This is a genomic window from uncultured Propionibacterium sp., assembly GCF_963539965.1.
Lineage (GTDB): Bacteria > Actinomycetota > Actinomycetes > Propionibacteriales > Propionibacteriaceae > Propionibacterium.
The window spans coordinates 1-17,887 of record NZ_CAUTOU010000001.1 but is presented as its reverse complement, the minus strand read 5'-3'; the positions used below and the strand labels follow the sequence as shown (position 1 = coordinate 17,887).

Below are 17,887 nucleotides of genomic sequence, written 5' to 3'. Positions count from 1 at the left end.
GTGCCACCGCGGCGGGGATCTACAGCAGCGCCGCGATGCCCAGGGCCACGGCGATCGGAATGAGCAGCAGCCACAGGGCGTACGTATGGTCCTGGCCCGTTCTGCTGCGGTTCTTGACGAGCCAGCCGGCGGCCAGGCCGACGAGGAACCCACCGAGCTTGGCCTGCCAGGCGATCGTCGGGAACAGGAAGACGTAGGCGACGTTCAGCCCGATGAGCACCCACAGGCCGCTGTTGGTCTGCCCGGAGCCCTGCGGGCGTATGGTCGCCAGGACGCCGAACATGCCCCAGACCGCCGCGGACGCACCATTGGCGAGCTGGTAGGTGTCGAAGGCCCGGCACCACAGTACGAGGGCGGCCGAGCCGCCGATCAGGCTCAGCAGGTACAGCATGAGGAAGTTCTTGTGCCCCATGCGCGGCTCGATCGCCTGTCCGACGATCCAGATCGTCAGGACGCCGAGGCCGATGCTGATGAAACTGCCGCCGAGGTACAGGAAACCGCCGGTGAGCAGGCGCCACGGCTGGCCGAAGGCCAGGTCGGGGACCAGCTCGAGGACGCCCGACAGTTGAGGGGCGACCGTCGAGAGCAGCCACAGGGCGGCGCAGATCCCCATCATCGTGTACGTGACGAGCGGCCTGCCGTCCCCGGACGCGCCCCACCCGGCCGGGACGTAGCCACCAGAGGCCGTCTGCCCGTACTGCGGGGCGCCCGGCATGCGGGCTGGCTGATGGCCCCAGGCCGGCATCGCGTCGAACGCCTCCGGAGTGGACGGCCCGGGGGCCGGCTGATCCGGCCGCTGCGGTGTGGCCGGTGGCGCCTGCCAGGACTGGTCCGGTGCGGGCCCCGAAGCCGTCTTGCCGGAGTCCTGCGGGTCCAGCGAGGGCCACGGGGAATCGGGCGCGGCGAAATCGGGCGTTCCGGGAGGGGGAGTCGGCTCGGTGCCGCCGGTGTTCGTCTCGTCGCTCACCCGATCAGTCTACGAGGCGCCCGAGAACCGCTCCGGTCGCCTGATCGTGCACGACCGGAAACTTTGCGAGACCACCCTGTGACAGGGCCCGGGGCGCGGGCTCCGGCGTTCGGTCCAGGGCATGGGGGACGGCCGGGGGCCGAGACCGGCGTGGAATGATTGCCGCATGACGAACTGGGTCTTCCTGCACGCGCATCCGGACGACGAGGCCAGCCAGACCTCCGGGACCATGGTCATGGCCCACGAGCGCGGTGATCGCGTCGTCGAGATCCTCGCGACCGACGGCGCCCTCGGCGTCGTGCCCGGCGGCCTCGATCCCGCCGACCTGGCCGACCACCGCCGCGCCGAGCACGAACGCGCCGCCGAGGTCATCGGCATCGACCGGATCGTCCGTCTGGGGTTCGCCGACTCCGGGATGACCGGCTGGGACTCCAACGCCAACCCGAGGGCCTTCTGCAACGCGGATCCGGTGCTGGTCGCCGGGCGGATCGCCCGGGTCCTGCGCGAGGAGAACGCCGATGTACTCGTCCACTACGATCCGCACGGCGGGTACGGGCACCCGGATCATCTGATGGTCCATCGGGCCGGCGCCGCCCCCGCGGCGCTGCTCGGCACGGGGCTGCGCGTGCTCGAGGGGACGATGAACCAGGAAGCCGTCGCCGAGCGCTACGAGAGGGCCAGGGCCATGGGCGCTGAGGACGGCGGCCTGTGGGGCCCGGAAGCGGTCGGCGACGACGGCGAGCCGATGGGCTCGCCCCAGTCGCAGATCCGCTGGGCGATCGACCTGCCTGAGCGCGTCATCGCAACCAAGCACCGCGCCCTGGAGGCCCACGCCAGCCAGTCCAGCGACGTCGGCGTCTTCTTGTCGCTGTCCGCCGAGGTCTTCGCCCTCATGTTCGGCACCGAGTACTACCGCGAACCCGCCGACCCGGGCCAGATGGAGCACGCCTGGCCCGCCCGGGGCTGAACCGCCGGGCGCACCTCGGCGAGAACCCGGACGGCCCGGCCCGCGTGTGTCCGCGCGGTCCCGCCCATCGACGAGTGCTACTGCCGGTCCTGACCCTGCTCGGGGTCGGGGCCGTCCTGCTGTCCGGTGCCGTCGGACCCGCCGCCGGGGTCCTCCGGGCCGCCCGCAGGTCCGGCAGGGGACTGGCCCTCCTGCTCGTTCGGGACGTGGGGGCCGGCGCCCTGTGCGCCTCCGTTGTCCAGGCTCGCGAGGAAGTCCTCGACCGCTTGGCCGATCTCGTCGGCATCAGGCAGGCTCTCGCCGTTCACCGGCAGGGAGCGGTCGGCCATGAAACGATCGTACTGGCCCTCGAGCTGGGCGATGACCTGTTGCAGCTGCTCGGAGACGTTCACCTGGGCGTCGATCTGGCCGCGCACCAGCCGGGCCGACTGCTCCAGGTCTCCCATCGGCACCTCGAGGCCGGCGTTGAGGTTCAATCCGTGCACCAGGGCGATCACCGCCTGCGGGTACTCGTTCTCCGCCAGGTACTGCGGCACGTGGGCGGCCAGGTTGATGACGTCCAGTTCCTTCTCGCCGAGCCGCTGGGTCATCATCGAGGAGAAGGATGCGCTCATGCGGAACGAGCCGATGCCCTGGTTCCCGGGCAGCAGCTCTCGGCGCGTGGCCAGCCTGGTCAGTGTGACCGGGCGGGTGTGCGGCACCGGCATGGGAATGCCCTGGGCGGTCACCACGAGCTGCACGTCGAGCTCGTCGACGATGCGCTCGATCGAGCTCGCGATGCGTTCCCACTGCAACGACGGCTCGGGACCGGTCAGCAGCAGGAAGGGCGCTCCGGACTTGTCGATGAGCTCATGCAACTCCATCGCGGGCGCCTCGTAGTTGGCGTAGTGGTCGAGGTCCAGGTCGATCATGGGACGGTGCTCGCGGTAGTCCATGATCTGATCGACGTCGAAGGAGCCGAGCTTGCGATGGACGAGAGTATTGAACAGGTGCCTGTCGAGCTGGGCCTGGGCCGAACCTGCGTCTCCGTAGCTGCCCAGGGTGATCACCAGGACGCGGTCGTGGACCGTGCGCTGATCGATGGAGCTCTCGTAGTGGAACAGCGGTGTGGGCTCGAACATGTTTTCCTCCTGCACTCGCATCGCGTGCATTCCTGCGCTCGACGCATACCGGTGCAACGCTTAGGGGGCACGATTCATTCCCGAAACTTCAGCGAACCTGACTCAACTTTACCCGGTGGGTTGGGCAGGAATTCCGGGCGCGTTCGCTCCGGGGGCGGCCGGATCCCAGACGCGCGGCGTCCGGATGGATTGCCGCCGCGGGTGATGATCGGAGCGCAGACCCGCGCGTCCGCGGTGGAGCCGCCGTCGACCATCGGGTCCGTGAAGTCGAGGACCCGGAGAATGAGGCGGAACCACAGGGCCGTGAGCCCGCGAGCAGGCCCGGTTCGATGGCTCCGGGCGCCCGATCAGCCGACCCTCTCCGCGCCGTCGAGCAGGTCTGCGGGGATCGTGACGCCCATGGCGGCCGCGGCGGTCTCGTTGACGTAGACGGTCAGGTCGGACTGGGTCTGGACGGGCACGGTAGCCGGATCGGCGCCGTCGCGCAGGATCCTGATGGCCATCTCGCCGGTCTGCCGGCCGAGCCTGGTGTAGTCGATGCCATAGGTGATGACGCCGCCGTTGCGCACCGAGTCGCCCTCGGCGACGACGAGCGGGATCCTGCGGTTCTCGCAGAGCGCCACGATCGTGGCCAGGCCGGAGACCACGTTGTTGTCGGTCGGCACGTAGATGGCGTCGACGTCGAGGGCCTCGGCGGCCTGCTGAAGCTCGGCGGCGTTGGTGATCGTTCTCTCCCGGACCGACAGGTCCTGGTCCTCGGCGGCGGTACGGGCCAGGTCGATCTGGACCTGCGAGTTGACCTCGCCGGCGGAGTGGAGGAGGCCGACAGAGGAGGCCTCGGGCTTGATCTGCTTGATGAGGCCGATCTGCTCGGCGACCGGGTTCATGTCGCTCGTGCCGGTGACATTGCCGCCGGGGGCCTCCGAGGAGGCGACGAGCTGAGCGCTGACCGGGTCGGTGACGGCGGTGAACAGGACGGGCACCTGGGTGATGGCCTGGGCGGCCGCCTGGGCCGCCGGGGTGCCGATGGCCAGAACCAGATCGAGGCCCTGGGAGGAGAACTCCGAGGCGATGCTCGTCGCAGTGCCCTGGTCTCCCTGGGCGTTCTTCTCGTCGAACCGGCAGGCGATGCCGGCATCGGCGAAGGCGGCCTCGAAGCCCTCGCGTGCGGCGTCCAGCGAACCGTGGGTGAGGACCTGCATGATGCCGATCGAATAGCTGGGGGAGGAACCCGAGTCGCCGGAGTCGGAGGAACAGGCGGCCAGGGGACCGGCCAGCGCGGCGAGGCCTGCGGCGGAGAGCAGAGCGCGACGATTCATGGTTTATCCTTCGCCAGTGGGAGAAGATTCTTCGGAGGGCCTACGCTAGTGCCCGCCGGAAGTGTTGTCCTCTCGTAGCCGTTCGCTGAACATTTTCTCGTTTCCGGTCGCGGCCGGCGGCCCCGGACGGAAGATCGTGCGGCACCGACGGCTCCCGAGGGGAATCCGTCCGCGTTGATGAGCACTAATAGGCTTGTACGGCCGACCGGGGTGAGCCGGTCCGCAGAGAGGGGGAACGATGCCGGTCAGACCCCGTCTGATCCTGGTTCGTCATGGTCAGACCGAATGGAACGCTCAGCGGCGCTGGCAGGGTGCCACGGACATCCCCCTGGACGAGACAGGGCGGCGGCAGGCCCGGGCCGCCGCCGGCCACTACGCATCGCTCGATCCGGTTGCGATCTGGAGCTCCCCGCTGAGCCGGGCCCACGACACGGCGGCCGAGGTGGCCGCCGTGACCGGGCTCGACATCCGCACCGACGACCGCCTCAAGGAGATGGACTTCGGCAGAGCCGAAGGACACGTCTGGGAGGAGGCGCTGGCCCTGGACCCGGAGATAGCCGGCTGGCGCGTCGGACAGGATTTCCTATGGCCCGGCGGCGAGTCCGGCGTTCTCGTCCAGCGGCGCATGAGCCGGGTGCTCGCGCAGATCCACGAGTCCTCGCCCGCCGGTGCCGTGCTCGTCTTCTCGCACGGCACCGCCATCCGGATGGGCACCGCGGCCATGTTCGGCTGGGGCATCGAGGCCGTGTGGCGTCTCGACTCCATGGACAACTGCTGCTCGACCGGCCTGACGCCCACGAGCGCGGGGTGGCGCCTGGACCACTTCAACGCCTCGCCGCAGTGGGGGCAGGGTGCGTGACGCGTGCTAACTTGACCGCCATGGCGAACGCGGGGACGAGCGGCGGCGCCGGCGATTTCATCGGCGACGCGATCGAGCACGACATCGAGGACGGCAGGTACGGAGGGCGCGTCCAGACGCGCTTCCCGCCTGAACCGAACGGGTATCTGCACATCGGCCATGCCAAGGCCATCACCGTCGACTTCGGCACCGCCGAGAGATTCGGAGGCGTGTGCAATGTGCGCCTCGACGACACCAACCCGGTGGCGGAGGACCCCGAGTTCGTCCAGTCGATCCTCGACGACATCGCCTGGCTCGGGTACGAGCCGGCCGCTGTCCGGCACGCCTCCGGCTACTTCGAGCAGCTCTACCAGTGGGCGTGTCATCTGATCAGGCGCGGTCTGGCCTACGTCGACGACCAGGACAACGAGACGATCTCCGCCCAGCGCGGCGGATTCGGCAGGCCCGGCGTCGAGAGCCCCTATCGGGACCGCTCGGTCGAGGAGAACCTCGGCCTGTTCGCCCGCATGCGCGCCGGTGAGTTCCCCGACGGCTCCCGCGTACTGCGCGCCAGGATAGACATGGCCTCCGACACGATGCTCCTGCGCGATCCGGTGATGTACCGCATCCGCCACGCCGAGCACCACCAGACCGGTACGCAATGGCCCATCTACCCGACCTACGACTGGGCGCACGGTCAGTCCGACGCCATCGAAGGGGTCACCCACTCGCTGTGCACCCTGGAGTTCGACACTCACCGCCCGCTGTACGACTGGTATCTCAGCCACCTCCCGCTGCCGGCCGGCCAGCCGCGCCAGATCGAGTTCGCCCGCCTGGAACTCACCCACACGATCACCTCCAAGCGGCGCCTGGCCGGGCTCGTCGCCGACGGCGTCGTCGACGGCTGGGACGACCCGCGCATGCCCACGCTGCGCGGTCTGCGCCGTCGCGGCTACCCGGCCCGGGCGGTGCGCGACTTCTGCACCTACATCGGCACGACGCGCACCAACTCGCGTCACAACATCGAGGAGCTCGAGTCCTTCGTCCGCCGCGAGCTCAACACGGCGAGTCAGCGCCGCATGGTCGTCACGCGTCCGCTGCACCTGATCATCGACAACTGGCCGGCGGACGAGAACGGCGCGCCCGTTGTCGAGCACTTCAGGCTGACGAACAACCCGGAGAACCCGGACGACGGCGCGCGCGAGGTGGCCTTCACCGGGGACCTGTACATCGAGCAGGAGGACTTCGCCGAGGTGCCCCCGCCGAAGTTCTTCCGCTTGGCGCCCGGCCGCGAGGTCCGGCTGCGCGGCGCCTACTTCATCACCGCCACCGGCGTGGTCAAGGACGAGAACGGCGATCTGGTCGAGGTGCACGCCGCCTACGATCCGGCCACGCGCGGCGGCGACGCCCCCGATGGCCGCAAGGTGAAGTCGACGATGCACTGGGTCAGCGCCTCACACGCCGTCGACGTCGAGGTGGCCCTCTACGGCCGCCTGTTCGCCGCGCCGAATCCCGGCGAGGCCACCGGTGAGCCGCTCGACGACCTCAACCCCGATTCCCGCGAACTGCTGCCCGACGCCAAGGGCGAGGCCGCGATCGCCGATGTCGAGCCCGGTCAGGTCATCCAGTTCGAGCGTCTGGGCTACTTCGCCGCGGACCCGTACACGAAGGGCCTGTTCCATCGCACGGTGGGCCTGCGCGACGAGTGGGCGGCTCTGCAGCGCAAGGCCGCCAGGGCCGGTCGCAGGACCTAGGACTGGTCCGATCGGCCCAGCGAGCTCGTGGCTGCGAAGAATCCCGCGCGCGGCCACAGGCCCGGCACACCGCCGGAGTGGACGAGCAGCACGTTCTCGTCCGGACCCCAGGTTCCCCTGCGGATCAGGTCGATGAGGCCCGCAGCCGCCTTTCCGGTGTACACCGGGTCGAGCAGGATGCCCTCGGTGCGGGCGAACAGGCGCACGGCCTCGACCATGGCATCGTTCGGGAGCGCGTATCCGGGGGCGAAGTACTCGCCCAGGCTGATGATGGTCTCGTGCGGCACGGCGGGCAGGTCGAGGAATCCGGTCGTCTCATCGGCGAGTCCGGCGATCCGCGGCTCCTGGTCGGTCGCGGTGCGGCTCACGTTGATGCCGATGACCGGGACGTTCGTGTTGGCCGCGTGCAGACCGACCACCAGACCGACGTGCATGCCGGCCGAACCGCTGGGGACGACGATGGCCGACAGGGGGGCGTCCAGCTGAGAGCTCTGGGCGATGATCTCCTGGGCCGCTGCGACGTACCCGAGCGCACCCCTCGGGCTGGAACCGCCGACCGGGATGAGATACGGCGTGCGGCCCTCGGCTCTGGCGCCCTGAGCCATCTCCTCCATGAGGCCGTCGAGATCCGCCCCGTTGGGATGCGTCTCGACCCTCTCGGCGCCCAGCAGGTCGAACAGCAGGTAGTTGCCGTCGTATGCCGGGGGATTGCCCCCGGGCGCCGGACTGCCGCCCGGGGCCAGGTCCTCTTCGAGGACGAGCCGGCAGGCCAAGTGCTCGCGCACAGCGGCGGCCAGTGTCAGACGGGCGTGGTTCGATTGGACGCCGCCGGCCGTGATGAGCGTGTCCGCGCCCTTGGCCAGGGCGTCGGCCACGAGGAATTCGAGCTTGCGGGTCTTGTTGCCGCCGGCGGTCAGACCGAGCTGGTCGTCGCGCTTGATCCAGACCCGCGGTCCGCCGAGCACCCGGCTCAGGGCGCGCAGCGGCTCGAACGGCGTGGGGCCGTCCGTGTAGTGGCGGCGGGGGAAACGTGCCAGATCCATGTTCTTCCTTCGTTCTGTCCGCGGGGAGCCCGCTCAGACGGTATGAGTGGCCCCTGATGGGTTGGGGGTTGACGGGCCGGGGCCTCGCGCTGCGCATGTTCGTGGGTTACCGAGCGGGAGCGGGTCCTGGTCGGTCTGTCCACAGTCGTAGAGGCCCCGGTGTTTACAGAGCGTACGAGTGTTGGGCCGGACGTGCACGCGCGCAGCGTGGTTGCGGCGGCGATTGACACGAAGACTGGTGCTACGAGGACGGCCCGGCTGGCGCCGTCGTCTGGAGTGGGTCCACGCTTTGCCGGGTCCGGTCGCGGTCACCCATGAGGCCGGGCCCACTGGCTACGGGTTGGCGCGAGCTTTCACCAGCGCGGGAACGAGGTGTGTTGTGGCGGCGCCGTCGAAGACCGTGCGTCCGGTTGGGGATCGGGTGAAGACCGACGCCAAGGACGCGATGCCGTTGGCGCGGTTGCTGCGGATGGATGAGGTCACCGCGGTGCGGGTTCCCAGCATCGTCGAGGACACGGCTCGCGGCGTGGTCCGGGCCCGCGAGGACGCCCGCATCGATCTGATGGCGTCTCGGCATCGGTTGTCGAAGCTGTTGCTGCGGCACGGGCACATATACAGCGGCGGCCGCGCGTGGACCCCTGACCACGAGCGGTGGCTGCGTGGCATCCGATTCGACCAGTCCGGCGCTCGGGCCGCGTTCGACAGCTCTTATGAGGACGTGATCTTCACCGCCGCCCGCCGCGCGCAGCTGGACCGGCAGATCGAAGCCATGGCAGCTGACAGCCTGTTCACCCCGATCGTGAACCGACTCCGTTGCCTGAGAGGGATCGCCACGTTGACCGGGTTCGGGCTGGCGGTCGAGGTCGGTGACTGGACCCGGTTCGACGGCAACGGGATCGGCGCGTTCCTCGGTCTGACACCGGGCGAGGCATCCACCGGGGACAAGCGGGCGGTGACGTCGATCACGAAGGCCGGCAACACCCACGCCCGCCGGCTCCCGGTGGAGGCAGCATGGCACCGCAAGCCCGCCTACCGGTCCGGGAACACGATGTTCGCGAGGTGGAGCAAGGCGTCGGGACCCGTCGTCGCGAAGGCTCGCCAGGGCAACGAACGCCTCCACGAACACTGGCCCGATTTCGACGCCCGCCACAAGCGGCCCGTGATCGCCCGCGAGCTCGCCGGCTGGTGCTGGACGCTGGCCACCATGTGAACTCCCGCAGGCCACACGGAACGTTCACGGCGCCGGTTGGCACGCGTATCGGGGTGACCCGTGTTTCGACTGCGAACCCCGCCGCGGGTTCGTCCTCAGACCAGCGGCTCCGCCTCTGCCGAACAACCCGTCAAGCGGTAACCAGCCCGCGCATGTCAGTCTGACCATCGCGTCGACGACCACGCCGAACGCCGCCGGCAACGTGCACGAACGCGAAGTGGTGTCCCCAAAAACCGGGGACACCACTTCGCCGCGCCCCCTTGACAACAAAGGGTCACATATCAGTCGAGGAGGCCCGCGGCCTCGTTGGCGGCGCGTCCCCTGGCCATCCAGTCCCTGCCATCCAGGATGCGCGCCACCAGCATGCTCGATGAGTTGTCGCCCACGGCGTTGATGGTGGTCGCCGGGGCGTCGATGACCGTGCCTATCAGGGAGATGACGGGCAGGGACGAGGCCGGGAAGCCGTAGAGCGTCACGATCATCATCTCGCCGATGAAACCGCCGGAGGGGATGCCGGACATGACCATGCCCGACAGCAGTGCGACGCCCACGGCGATGAGCACATTCCTCGGCGTGAACAGGTTCTGGTCGAAGAGGGCGAAGAGGAAGGCGATCTTCAAGATGGCGCTCAGGCAGGAGCCCTCCATGTGGATCGTTGCGCCGATCGGAATGATCGTCTCGGAGATGTCGGCCGGAACGCCGGTCCTGTTGGCCGCGCGCAGGTTCGCCGGTATGGACGCCACCGAGGAGCCCGTGCCGAAGGCCACGGCAGTCGGTTCCAGGATGTTGCGCCAGAAGCGTCTGACGCCTTCGCGGCCGCCGGAGATGAAACCGTACAGGGTGAACGCCCCCAGGAAGTAGACGGTGGCGACGGGGAAGTAGACGACGAAGGCCCTCGCGTAGCCGCCGACGAGCTGGGCGCCGAGCTGGCCGATGAGGGCCGCGAAGTAGGCGCCCAGGCCGATCGGCGCGTAATACATGACGATCGACGTCAGTCTCATGAAGACCTCGCTGGCCGAGGCCAGGAGGTCCCTGAAGGGCCTCCCCCTCTCGCCGGCGCCGGTCGCGGCGAAGCCGACCAGGACGGCGAAGATGATCAGTGGCAGCATCGACTTGGCGCTGAGCAGGCCGGAGAAGTCGTCGACCGTGATGGCCCGGATGATCTGGTCGCCGATGGAGCCGGTCGAATCGGTGCTGCCGGGATCGGTGAGCTCGATGGTGAGGCTCTGCAGCGGGCTGAAGACGCCGAGTGCGGCGATCATCAGGACGGAGGCGACGATGCCGGTGACGATGAAGACGCACATCATCGCGACCATGATCCGGCCCAGCCGTTTGGCCGAGTCCATCGCCGCGACGGCGGAGGAGATCGAGAAGAAGACCAGCGGGACCACGAGCGTGAACATCATGTTGATGAAGACCGTGCCGAAGGGCCTGAGGACGGCGGCCCTCTCGCCCAGGACCAGTCCGGCGACGGCGCCGGTGAGGACGCCGGCGATGATCAGCAGCGGGAAGCGGTAGTTCCGCCAGCCGCCCCTGAGCGCGGTGGGTACTGCGGGGCGGGAGGCTCCCCGCGGTGTGCTCGTTGTCATGACATACCCCGACCGCCGCATTGCGATGCGGCCCTCTCTGTTCTCGTCCTGCGGATGCGCCCCGGCGGGGCACCGCCACACCATGCCACAGACCGTCGGGGAGCAGCGGAGCGGTCTCGGGGGCTGGCGCCGACCGGGGAGCGGGACGGGCGTGCTGCCGCCTTCTCGGACGGATCAGATGAGGAGGAAGATCGAGGAGCCGATCGTCAGGGCGATGACGAGGGCGTCGAAGACGGCGGCGTTGATCCGTTCGATGACGAATCCCCCGAAGAGGGCGCCCAGGGCCAGCGGTACCAGCAGGGCGGCATCGGCGCTCAGCGAGCGCGCCGAGAACAGCCCGAGACCCGCCTGGAAGGGGACCTTCGCCAAATTGACGAAGAAGAAGAAGTAGGCCTGCGTTCCCATGAAGCGCAGTACGTCGAAACCGGAGGCCACGAAGTACATCGTCATCGGCGGGCCGCCGGCGTTGGCGACCATGGTGGTGAACCCGCCCATGGAGCCGTAGGCCCAGCGTGCGACCGGGTTCGTGGAGAACGTGCGGGCCGTCCCGCCGCGGTGGCCGGGGCGGGTGCGGTTCCACATCATCCACAGCGTCACCGCGGTGAGCAGGAGGAGGATGACGCCGATCATCCGCTTCATGCCCGCGTCGTCGATCTGCCGCAGGACGAGCGTTCCAGCACCGAGTCCGACCAGGATCGCCGGCGCGAGCCGGCGCAGCGCCGGCCAGTCGACGTCGTGACGGTATTTCCATATCGCGTACAGATCGCCCGCGAGCAGGAGGGGGACCATTGCCGCGGTGGACTCCCGGGCCGGCAGGACGGCCGCGAACAGGGCGACGGACAGGGTGGCGAGGCCCGGCAGGGCGGTCTTGGCGATGCCGACGAGGAACGCGGACACCGCGAGGACGGTCCATTGCGCCGTCGTCAGGTCGAGTGGAGCGGGCACGGGGCGTGATCCTTGGGCCAGTCGGGGAAAGGCGGAGGGCCCCGGGCGCCCGGGGCCCTCCGCGGGTGGGACCGGTGCCGTCTCACACCTTGGCGACGGCGGCCAGCAGATTGGCGGCGGAGACCCGCAGGCCCTCGACATTGCCGTACTCGGCGTCCTCGTGCTCGATGTTGACGTTCGTGTCGGGATCCGCGGCCTGGATCGCGCGCAGGAACTCGGCCCAGTAGTCGGTGTCATGGCCCAGGCCGAAGGCGACGAAGCGCCAGGCCGGGTCCTGGGGCCAGGCGGAGCACCAGTAGCCGTAGGCCACCGGGACCTTGCCCGCGGAGTCCACCGGGACGTGGCCGAAGTCGGTGTCCAGGACGCCGCGGTAGGCGACGCCCGGGAGGATCTTCGTGTCCTTGGCGTGGACGTGGCCGACGAGGCCCCCCAGGCGCTTGGTGGCGGCGATCGGGTCCATCTGCTGCCAGAAGAGGTGGGATGGGTCCATGTTCACGCGCAGGTTCGTGGCGCCGGTCTCCTCGACGAGGCGCTCGAAGGTCGGGATGTTGAAAACCAGGTTGCGCGGATGCAGCTCCAGACAGACCTTGACGTCGTTGTCCCGGGCCAGGGCGTCGACCTCCTTGAAGAAGGGCACGACGACGGACCACTGGTAGTCGAGGATCTCCAGGTCGATGCCGTTCCACGGGTTGACGACCCAGGATGCGTACTTGGCGGTCGGATCGGTGCCGGGGGTGCCGGACATCGTCACGATCTCCTTGACGCCGAGCAGCCCGGCCAGCCTGATGGCGTTGCGGATGTCCTCGGCATGCTTGAGGCCCTCGTTGGGCAGGGGCGAGACCGGGTTGCCGGAGGTGTTGAGGCCCGACAGGGTCATGCCCCTGTCCGCGAAGATGCCCAGGTAGTCATCGCGCGCCGCCTCCGAGGCGAGCAGGGCATCGACGGGGCAGTGCGGGGAGGGGATGAAGCCGCCGACGTTGACCTCCGCGCCGGTCAGGCCGGCGTCCTTGAGGATGTCGAGGGCCGCACCGAGCGGGCGGTCCTGGAGGCAGGCGGTGTAGGCGCCGTAGGTGAGTGCCATGATGGTGCTCCTTCGTGCCGGCACCGGGGCCGCCCGGTGCCGGTGTCGTCGGTTCCCGGCGATCGCCGCCGGGCTTGTGGTGGGTTGTCGTTGAGGATCCGATCGATGGGATCGGTGGGCCCGTGCGCTCGACGGGCCCACCAGCGGGCCCTACTCGGTGATGCTGGAGACGTCGATCGCGGTGCCGCCGTTCGCGGCGGACCGGGCGACGGCGTCGGCGATGAGCATCTCGCGGTAGCCGTCGGCGAAGGTGGCGCAGGGCGGCAGCGCGCCGTCGGTGACGCCGGCCACCTGCTGGAGGAAGGCGTGGGCCTGGTAGGTGAACTGCTCGATCTGGGTGAGCCCGACGCCGGCGACCGCCATGGAGGAACCGCGGCCGTAGTAGGGGAAGCCGGGGTTGACGAGGACCCGGCGGGCGCCACCCAGTCCGGCGGGCGAGTCGGTGTCGTCGATCTTGATCTCGCCGCAGCGGGAGAGATCCCAGGATGCGCGGCCCCTGGAACCGAGCACGTCCACCATGAGGGAGTTGGGCAGGCCCCAGGCGACACGGGAGCAGGAGAAGGTGCCGACGGCGCCATTGGCGAAGCGAGCGGTGAAGGTGGCGACGTCGTCGTTCTCCACCGGCTCGTAGCTGGCGTCGGCGGTGTCGAGAGCGGTGCCGCGGGTGACGTGGCCCTTGGCGACCGGGCGCTCCTCGATGGCCGTGGTCATCGCCGCGCCGGAGACGGAGACGAGCGGGCCGCAGATGGTCTCGGCCGTGTCGATGAGGTGACTGCCGACATCCCCCAGGGCACCGGAGCCCATCGGGCCCTTGTAGCGCCAGGCCATCGGGGTGGACGGGTCGGCGCCGTAGTCGCACCAGTAGCGGGCGTCGAAGTGGTTGATCTCGCCCAGGTGACCGCTGTGCACGAGTTCGGCGAGCTGGGCGACGGCGGCGTTGCGGCGGAAGGTGAAACCGGTGGCGGTGACGACACCGGCGGTCCTCTCCGCCTCGGCCATGGCCTTGGCGTTCTCGAGGGTGTCGGCCAACGGCTTCTCGCACAGGACGTGCTTTCCGGCCTTGATGAGGGTCTCGGCGATCTCGCGGTGCAGCGCGTTGCCGACGACGATCGAGACGATGTCGATGCCGGGGTCGTCGGCGACGCGGCGCCAGTCGGTGACGGCCTTCTCGTAGCCGTAGCGCTCCGCGGTGTCCGCGGCGAAGGGCTCGTAGGCGTCGGCGATGACGGCCAGACGGACCTTCGGCAGGCCGAGATCGTAGACGGTGCCGACCTGGCGCCAGGCGTTGGCGTGAGTGGTGCCTGCCATGCCGGCACCGATGACGGCGACGGAGAGAGATTCGGTGCTCATGGGTTCATAACCTCTGTTGTCCTCGTTGACGGGCTGGTCCAAGGGATTTGACGCGCGTTAATAACGTGTGTGGGTCAAGTATGGGCAGCGTGATCAGCGAGTGTCAAGGCCCCGCCGCCCCCATTCCGCTCCCTGTCCTGCGGGTCCCTCAGCGGTGCGGTGCCGCCTCGCGCATCGTCGCGAGGCGGGAGGAGTCGCGGATGACGAGTGCGGGTTCGAGCACGACGTCGCGGGGCTCCTCGGGCGGAACGGCGTCGCCGCCGGCGCGCTCGCACAGCAGGCGTACGGCCGTCGTCCCCAGGACGTCCTCCGGCTGGTCGATGCTGGTGAGGGAGAACTCTCCGCGTCTGGCCAGATAGGTGTTGTCGTAGGAGACGAGGGCGACTTCCGCACCCGGCCTCCGGGGGGTCTCGCGCAGCACGGGAACGGCATCGATGGCGAGGGTGTCGCTGTGAATGACCAGGCCGAGGGGCTCGGGATGGGCCTGCAGCATCTCGCGCACGGCCGGTCCGGCGTCCTCCCCGCACTCGCGCGCATCCACGGGCAGACCGGCGGCCAGGGCCGCGCGCCGCAGCGACGTCTCCCGCTCGAAGGGGGAGGTGTCGTTCACGACATGCGGTCCGACGTACCCGATCGAGTGCGTGCCGAGTTCTGCGAGATGCCCGATGAGCAGACGGGCCGCCGCGTCCTCGTCCACGCGCACCGAGTCGACCCGCCCCCCGGGGCTGCGCCGCCCGATGAGGCAGACGGGCGCCTCTTCGCCGATGGCGGTGATGTCCTCGTCGGGCAGCCAGGGCGAGACGAGTATGAGTCCTGTGACGCGCACGCCCAGGAGGCTCTCGATGGCCCGGTGGAGCATCTCGGGCCGGTCGGACCCGACCGTCACGAAGAGGGCGAGGCCACGGGCGCTCGTCGCCTCGCCCAGGGTGTGCGCGATCTGCTCCAGGAAGGCGTTGCGCAGATTCGGCAGAACCAGACCGATGATGCTGGAGCGCTGGCGGGCCAGGGACGCCGCAGTCGCATTGACCCGGTAGCCGAGACTGGCGGCGGTCTCCGCGATGCGGTGCCGTGTCGCCTCGGCGACCTTGGGGGAGCCGTTCAGCGCGAGGGAGACCAGGCTGCGGGAGACCCCGGCGGCGCGTGCCACATCGCTCTGAGTGACGTCCTGTCCGCTCACCACCACGGGCCCCTCCTCCGGTCGGACCGGCTGGCGCGGCCCATGCGCAGATTACACGGTGGGGCTCGGGGGCGGGCCCTCCTCGTCGCGGCGAGGTCGGTCCGTCATGCGTAGCGGCGCTGGAATTCCTCCTCGAGCTCCTCCAACGAGAAGTGCTTCGTCTCGGGGATCCTGCGGTACATGTAGATCACCGCGATGACGTTGACGATCGCGAAGATGAGGTAGGTGGGCACCGGGCCGAGGCGGCTCATCATCGATGGGAACGCGAAGGTGATGATCGCATTGGACACCCAGATGCACAGGACGGCGAAGCCCATGGCGGCGCCGCGCATGCGCGCCGGGAAGAGCTCCGACATGATGACCCACGTGCCGGGGGCGTTGCCGGCCTGCATGAAGAGCATGTAGATGACGATGACGGCCACCACGAGATAGGGCACCGGGACGGGCATGCCGGACAGGACGTTGCCGTCGGCGTCGAGGTGCGGGCTGATGCCGAAGAGGAAGACGGCGGTCATGGCCCACAGCATGACGGTCAGCCCGACAGTGCCGCCGATGATGACCTGGCGGCGGTTGAAGCGCGCCAGGAGCCACAGGCCGAGGGCCGATCCGATGACGGAGGCGAGACCGGTGAGAACGTCGAGGGCGATGGCGTCCTCGGTGGCGAAACCGGCCGCCTGGAGGACCTTGGGGGCGTAGTACATCATCGTGTTGACGCCGGTGGTCTGGTTGAAGATCCCGATGAGGCATCCGATGATGAGGACGCGCCTGGTCCACGGGATGCGGAAGATCTGTCCGAGACTCCACTTGGCGATGGCGGACTCGCGGCGGTTGATCTCGATCATCTCGTTGACCTCGTCGGCGACGTCGTCGCCCTTGGAGTCGTCGCGCACGCGCTTGAGGACGCCGATGGCCTCTGGAATGCGCCGGTTGACGGCGTACCAGCGGGAGGACTCCGGCATCATGCGCATGCCGATCCACAGGGCGATGGCCGGAATGGAGCAGATGACGAGCATGTAGCGCCACGTGTCGCCATTGCCCCCGTCGATGGTGACGGCGTCCGAGACCTGCTTGAGAACGTCCCAGGTGTAGGTGCGCCCCGCCTCGACCGCTGTCCGGACGCCGTCGATGGTCACCGTGGTGCCGGGATCCACGGCGACGACCCTGGCCTCGGGGCCGCCGGTGATACCCCGCGCGATGATCGCATTCATCGCGAAGGCCAGGAATTGGCCGGTGACGATCATGAGCTGGTCGACGCCGACCAGGGTGCCCCGGATGCGCTTGGGCGCGGTCTCGGCCAGGTAGACGGGCACGGTGGCGCTGGCGCCGCCGACTGCGAAGCCGAGAACGAGGCGGGCGGGGTAGAGCACCCAGAGGTTGGGGGAGAAGGTGCAGGCCATCGCGCCGATGAAGAAGATGACGGCGAGCATGAGGATGTTGTGCCGGCGTCCGTAGCGGTCGGACAGGCGTCCGCCGAAGAAGGCCCCGAAGGCGCATCCCAGAAGCAGGATGCCGCCGACCAGGCCCTCTTCGAAGGAGTTGAGGTCGAGTCCGCCGGCGGCGTGGGGCATGTACATGTAGGGCAGGGCGCCGGAGATGACGCCGGTGTCGTAGCCGAAGAGGAGGGAGCCCAGGGTCGCGACGACGGCGACGAAGCCGACCGAGCGCCGCTTCCCCGCAAGAGGGGCCTTCTCGACGAGCTCGTCGATCTGTGCTCGCGTCAGCTCGGATTCCTGCAGTGGGTGAGTCATGAGTGGTCCTTCTGCTCGCGCCCGTCTGCGGTGACGAGCGGATCCCGACGTACCCGGATCGCCGGTGCGCCGACGGGGTACGTGCCACTATCCAGTTCACGCGCGTCAAAACAACTTGTCAAGACTCTGCGGAATCTTTGTCAGGACTTTTGGTCAGGGGGATTGGCGGGGCATCGCCCGGTATTCCCGTCGGGCCGTCGCCCGGTCGTGGACCGAGGACACCCCGCCGGCGGCCCACGGCACGATCATCGCCGTGGGCCGTCGGCGGGGATCCGGGGACCGGCTCGGGATCAGAGCCGGACGACCTCGCCCGTGCGGGCGGAGATCGTGGCCGCCTCGGCCAGGCGCAGGGCCTCGATGGCGTCGTCGATGCCCGTGGGCGGTGCGGTTCCGGCCTCGACGGCCCCGATGAAGGCGGACAGCTCCAAGCGGTAGGCGTCCGCGTACCGTTCGAGGAAGAAGTCGAGGTACGGCTCCTGGGCGTCGGTGACCTCGGAATTGGACAGCCGGACCGTGCTGGCCCGGATGTTCTCGGCGAAGAGGGCGCCGTCGCGGCCGGAGGCCTCGAGCCGCTGGTCGTACCCGGAGGCGCAGTGGCGGTTGTTGACGATCGTGGCCACGGCGCCGGAGGCGGCCCGCAGGATGATGACGGCGGCGTCGAAGTCGTCGGCCTCCTCGATGGCCGGGTCGAGGTTCTGGCCGACCGCGTGGACCTCGGCGATGTCGCCCAGGAAGAAGCGGGCGGTGTCGAAGTCGTGGATGGTCATGTCGCGGAAGA

15 protein-coding genes are annotated in these 17,887 nt (G+C 69.3%); 4 read left to right on the top strand and 11 right to left on the bottom strand.

Annotated elements, in window-relative coordinates; genetic code table 11:
• Nucleotides 1-19: 19 nt before the first annotated feature.
• On the bottom strand, nt 20-967 hold the full coding sequence (locus tag R2N01_RS00075) for a rhomboid family intramembrane serine protease (protein WP_316667214.1): 948 nt from the start codon (nt 965-967) through the stop codon (nt 20-22).
• 166 nt (nt 968-1,133) lie between these two features.
• Between R2N01_RS00075 and R2N01_RS00070 the strand changes: the two genes are divergently transcribed.
• A complete protein-coding gene (locus R2N01_RS00070; RefSeq protein WP_316667212.1) occupies nt 1,134-1,934 on the top strand; it encodes a PIG-L family deacetylase in 801 nt (266 codons plus the stop codon).
• 77 nt (nt 1,935-2,011) lie between these two features.
• On the opposite strand, the gene R2N01_RS00065 is transcribed toward R2N01_RS00070, so the two are convergent.
• Together R2N01_RS00065 and R2N01_RS00060 are read right to left on the bottom strand one after the other, a co-directional pair.
• Entirely contained in the window at nt 2,012-3,055 is a 1,044-nt protein-coding gene (locus tag R2N01_RS00065) for a PAC2 family protein (RefSeq protein WP_316667210.1), read from the bottom strand.
• Nucleotides 3,056-3,402: 347 nt separating this feature from the next.
• Entirely contained in the window at nt 3,403-4,374 is a 972-nt protein-coding gene (locus tag R2N01_RS00060) for an ABC transporter substrate-binding protein (protein WP_316667208.1), read from the bottom strand.
• Nucleotides 4,375-4,612: 238 nt separating this feature from the next.
• Between R2N01_RS00060 and R2N01_RS00055 the strand changes: the two genes are divergently transcribed.
• Together R2N01_RS00055 and R2N01_RS00050 are read left to right on the top strand one after the other, a co-directional pair.
• Nucleotides 4,613-5,233, top strand: a complete 621-nt coding sequence (locus R2N01_RS00055; RefSeq protein WP_316667206.1) for a histidine phosphatase family protein — start codon at nt 4,613-4,615, stop codon at nt 5,231-5,233.
• 20 nt (nt 5,234-5,253) lie between these two features.
• The gene (locus tag R2N01_RS00050; RefSeq protein WP_316667205.1) at nt 5,254-6,966 is read left to right on the top strand and encodes a glutamine--tRNA ligase/YqeY domain fusion protein; all 1,713 of its coding nucleotides are present in this window, start codon (nt 5,254-5,256) and stop codon (nt 6,964-6,966) included.
• Here the strand turns inward: R2N01_RS00050 and R2N01_RS00045 are convergent.
• The gene (locus R2N01_RS00045; RefSeq protein WP_316667203.1) at nt 6,963-8,009 is read right to left on the bottom strand and encodes a D-cysteine desulfhydrase; all 1,047 of its coding nucleotides are present in this window, start codon (nt 8,007-8,009) and stop codon (nt 6,963-6,965) included. The genes R2N01_RS00050 and R2N01_RS00045 overlap by 4 nt on opposite strands.
• A gap of 178 nt (nt 8,010-8,187) precedes the next feature.
• On the opposite strand from R2N01_RS00045, the gene R2N01_RS00040 reads away from it, so the two are divergent.
• Nucleotides 8,188-9,219 (top strand): IS110 family transposase, encoded by a 1,032-nt coding sequence (locus tag R2N01_RS00040; RefSeq protein ID WP_316667201.1) that lies wholly within the window; start codon nt 8,188-8,190, stop codon nt 9,217-9,219.
• Nucleotides 9,220-9,500: 281 nt separating this feature from the next.
• Here R2N01_RS00040 and R2N01_RS00035 read toward each other — a convergent pair whose 3' ends face one another.
• From R2N01_RS00035 to R2N01_RS00005, 7 genes are all read right to left on the bottom strand, one after another.
• Nucleotides 9,501-10,808 (bottom strand): dicarboxylate/amino acid:cation symporter, encoded by a 1,308-nt coding sequence (locus R2N01_RS00035; RefSeq protein ID WP_316667200.1) that lies wholly within the window; start codon nt 10,806-10,808, stop codon nt 9,501-9,503.
• Between the two features lie 174 nt (nt 10,809-10,982).
• The gene (locus R2N01_RS00030; RefSeq protein ID WP_316667198.1) at nt 10,983-11,753 is read right to left on the bottom strand and encodes a sulfite exporter TauE/SafE family protein; all 771 of its coding nucleotides are present in this window, start codon (nt 11,751-11,753) and stop codon (nt 10,983-10,985) included.
• An 82-nt stretch (nt 11,754-11,835) separates the two neighbouring features.
• Nucleotides 11,836-12,834, bottom strand: a complete 999-nt coding sequence (locus R2N01_RS00025; RefSeq protein ID WP_316667195.1) for a sugar phosphate isomerase/epimerase — start codon at nt 12,832-12,834, stop codon at nt 11,836-11,838.
• Nucleotides 12,835-12,984: 150 nt separating this feature from the next.
• The gene (locus R2N01_RS00020; RefSeq protein ID WP_316667193.1) at nt 12,985-14,184 is read right to left on the bottom strand and encodes a Gfo/Idh/MocA family oxidoreductase; all 1,200 of its coding nucleotides are present in this window, start codon (nt 14,182-14,184) and stop codon (nt 12,985-12,987) included.
• A 148-nt stretch (nt 14,185-14,332) separates the two neighbouring features.
• The gene (locus tag R2N01_RS00015; protein ID WP_316667191.1) at nt 14,333-15,367 is read right to left on the bottom strand and encodes a LacI family DNA-binding transcriptional regulator; all 1,035 of its coding nucleotides are present in this window, start codon (nt 15,365-15,367) and stop codon (nt 14,333-14,335) included.
• A gap of 98 nt (nt 15,368-15,465) precedes the next feature.
• Nucleotides 15,466-17,109, bottom strand: a complete 1,644-nt coding sequence (locus tag R2N01_RS00010; RefSeq protein ID WP_316667189.1) for an MFS transporter — start codon at nt 17,107-17,109, stop codon at nt 15,466-15,468.
• Between the two features lie 290 nt (nt 17,110-17,399).
• A partial coding sequence (locus R2N01_RS00005) for a Gfo/Idh/MocA family oxidoreductase (RefSeq protein WP_316667187.1) occupies nt 17,400-17,887 on the bottom strand: 488 nt, incomplete at its 5' end.

Excerpts from the sequence above, each read along its gene's own strand:
- R2N01_RS00070 (WP_316667212.1), top strand. The coding sequence starts at position 1,134 with ATGACGAACTGGGTCTTCCTGCACGCGCATCCGGACGACGAGGCCAGC.
- R2N01_RS00065 (WP_316667210.1), bottom strand. The coding sequence starts at position 3,055 with ATGTTCGAGCCCACACCGCTGTTCCACTACGAGAGCTCCATCGATCAG.
- R2N01_RS00060 (WP_316667208.1), bottom strand. The coding sequence starts at position 4,374 with ATGAATCGTCGCGCTCTGCTCTCCGCCGCAGGCCTCGCCGCGCTGGCC.
- R2N01_RS00055 (WP_316667206.1), top strand. The coding sequence starts at position 4,613 with ATGCCGGTCAGACCCCGTCTGATCCTGGTTCGTCATGGTCAGACCGAA.
- R2N01_RS00050 (WP_316667205.1), top strand. The coding sequence starts at position 5,254 with ATGGCGAACGCGGGGACGAGCGGCGGCGCCGGCGATTTCATCGGCGAC.
- R2N01_RS00045 (WP_316667203.1), bottom strand. The coding sequence starts at position 8,009 with ATGGATCTGGCACGTTTCCCCCGCCGCCACTACACGGACGGCCCCACG.
- R2N01_RS00035 (WP_316667200.1), bottom strand. The coding sequence starts at position 10,808 with ATGACAACGAGCACACCGCGGGGAGCCTCCCGCCCCGCAGTACCCACC.
- R2N01_RS00025 (WP_316667195.1), bottom strand. The coding sequence starts at position 12,834 with ATGGCACTCACCTACGGCGCCTACACCGCCTGCCTCCAGGACCGCCCG.
- R2N01_RS00020 (WP_316667193.1), bottom strand. The coding sequence starts at position 14,184 with ATGAGCACCGAATCTCTCTCCGTCGCCGTCATCGGTGCCGGCATGGCA.
- R2N01_RS00010 (WP_316667189.1), bottom strand. The coding sequence starts at position 17,109 with ATGACTCACCCACTGCAGGAATCCGAGCTGACGCGAGCACAGATCGAC.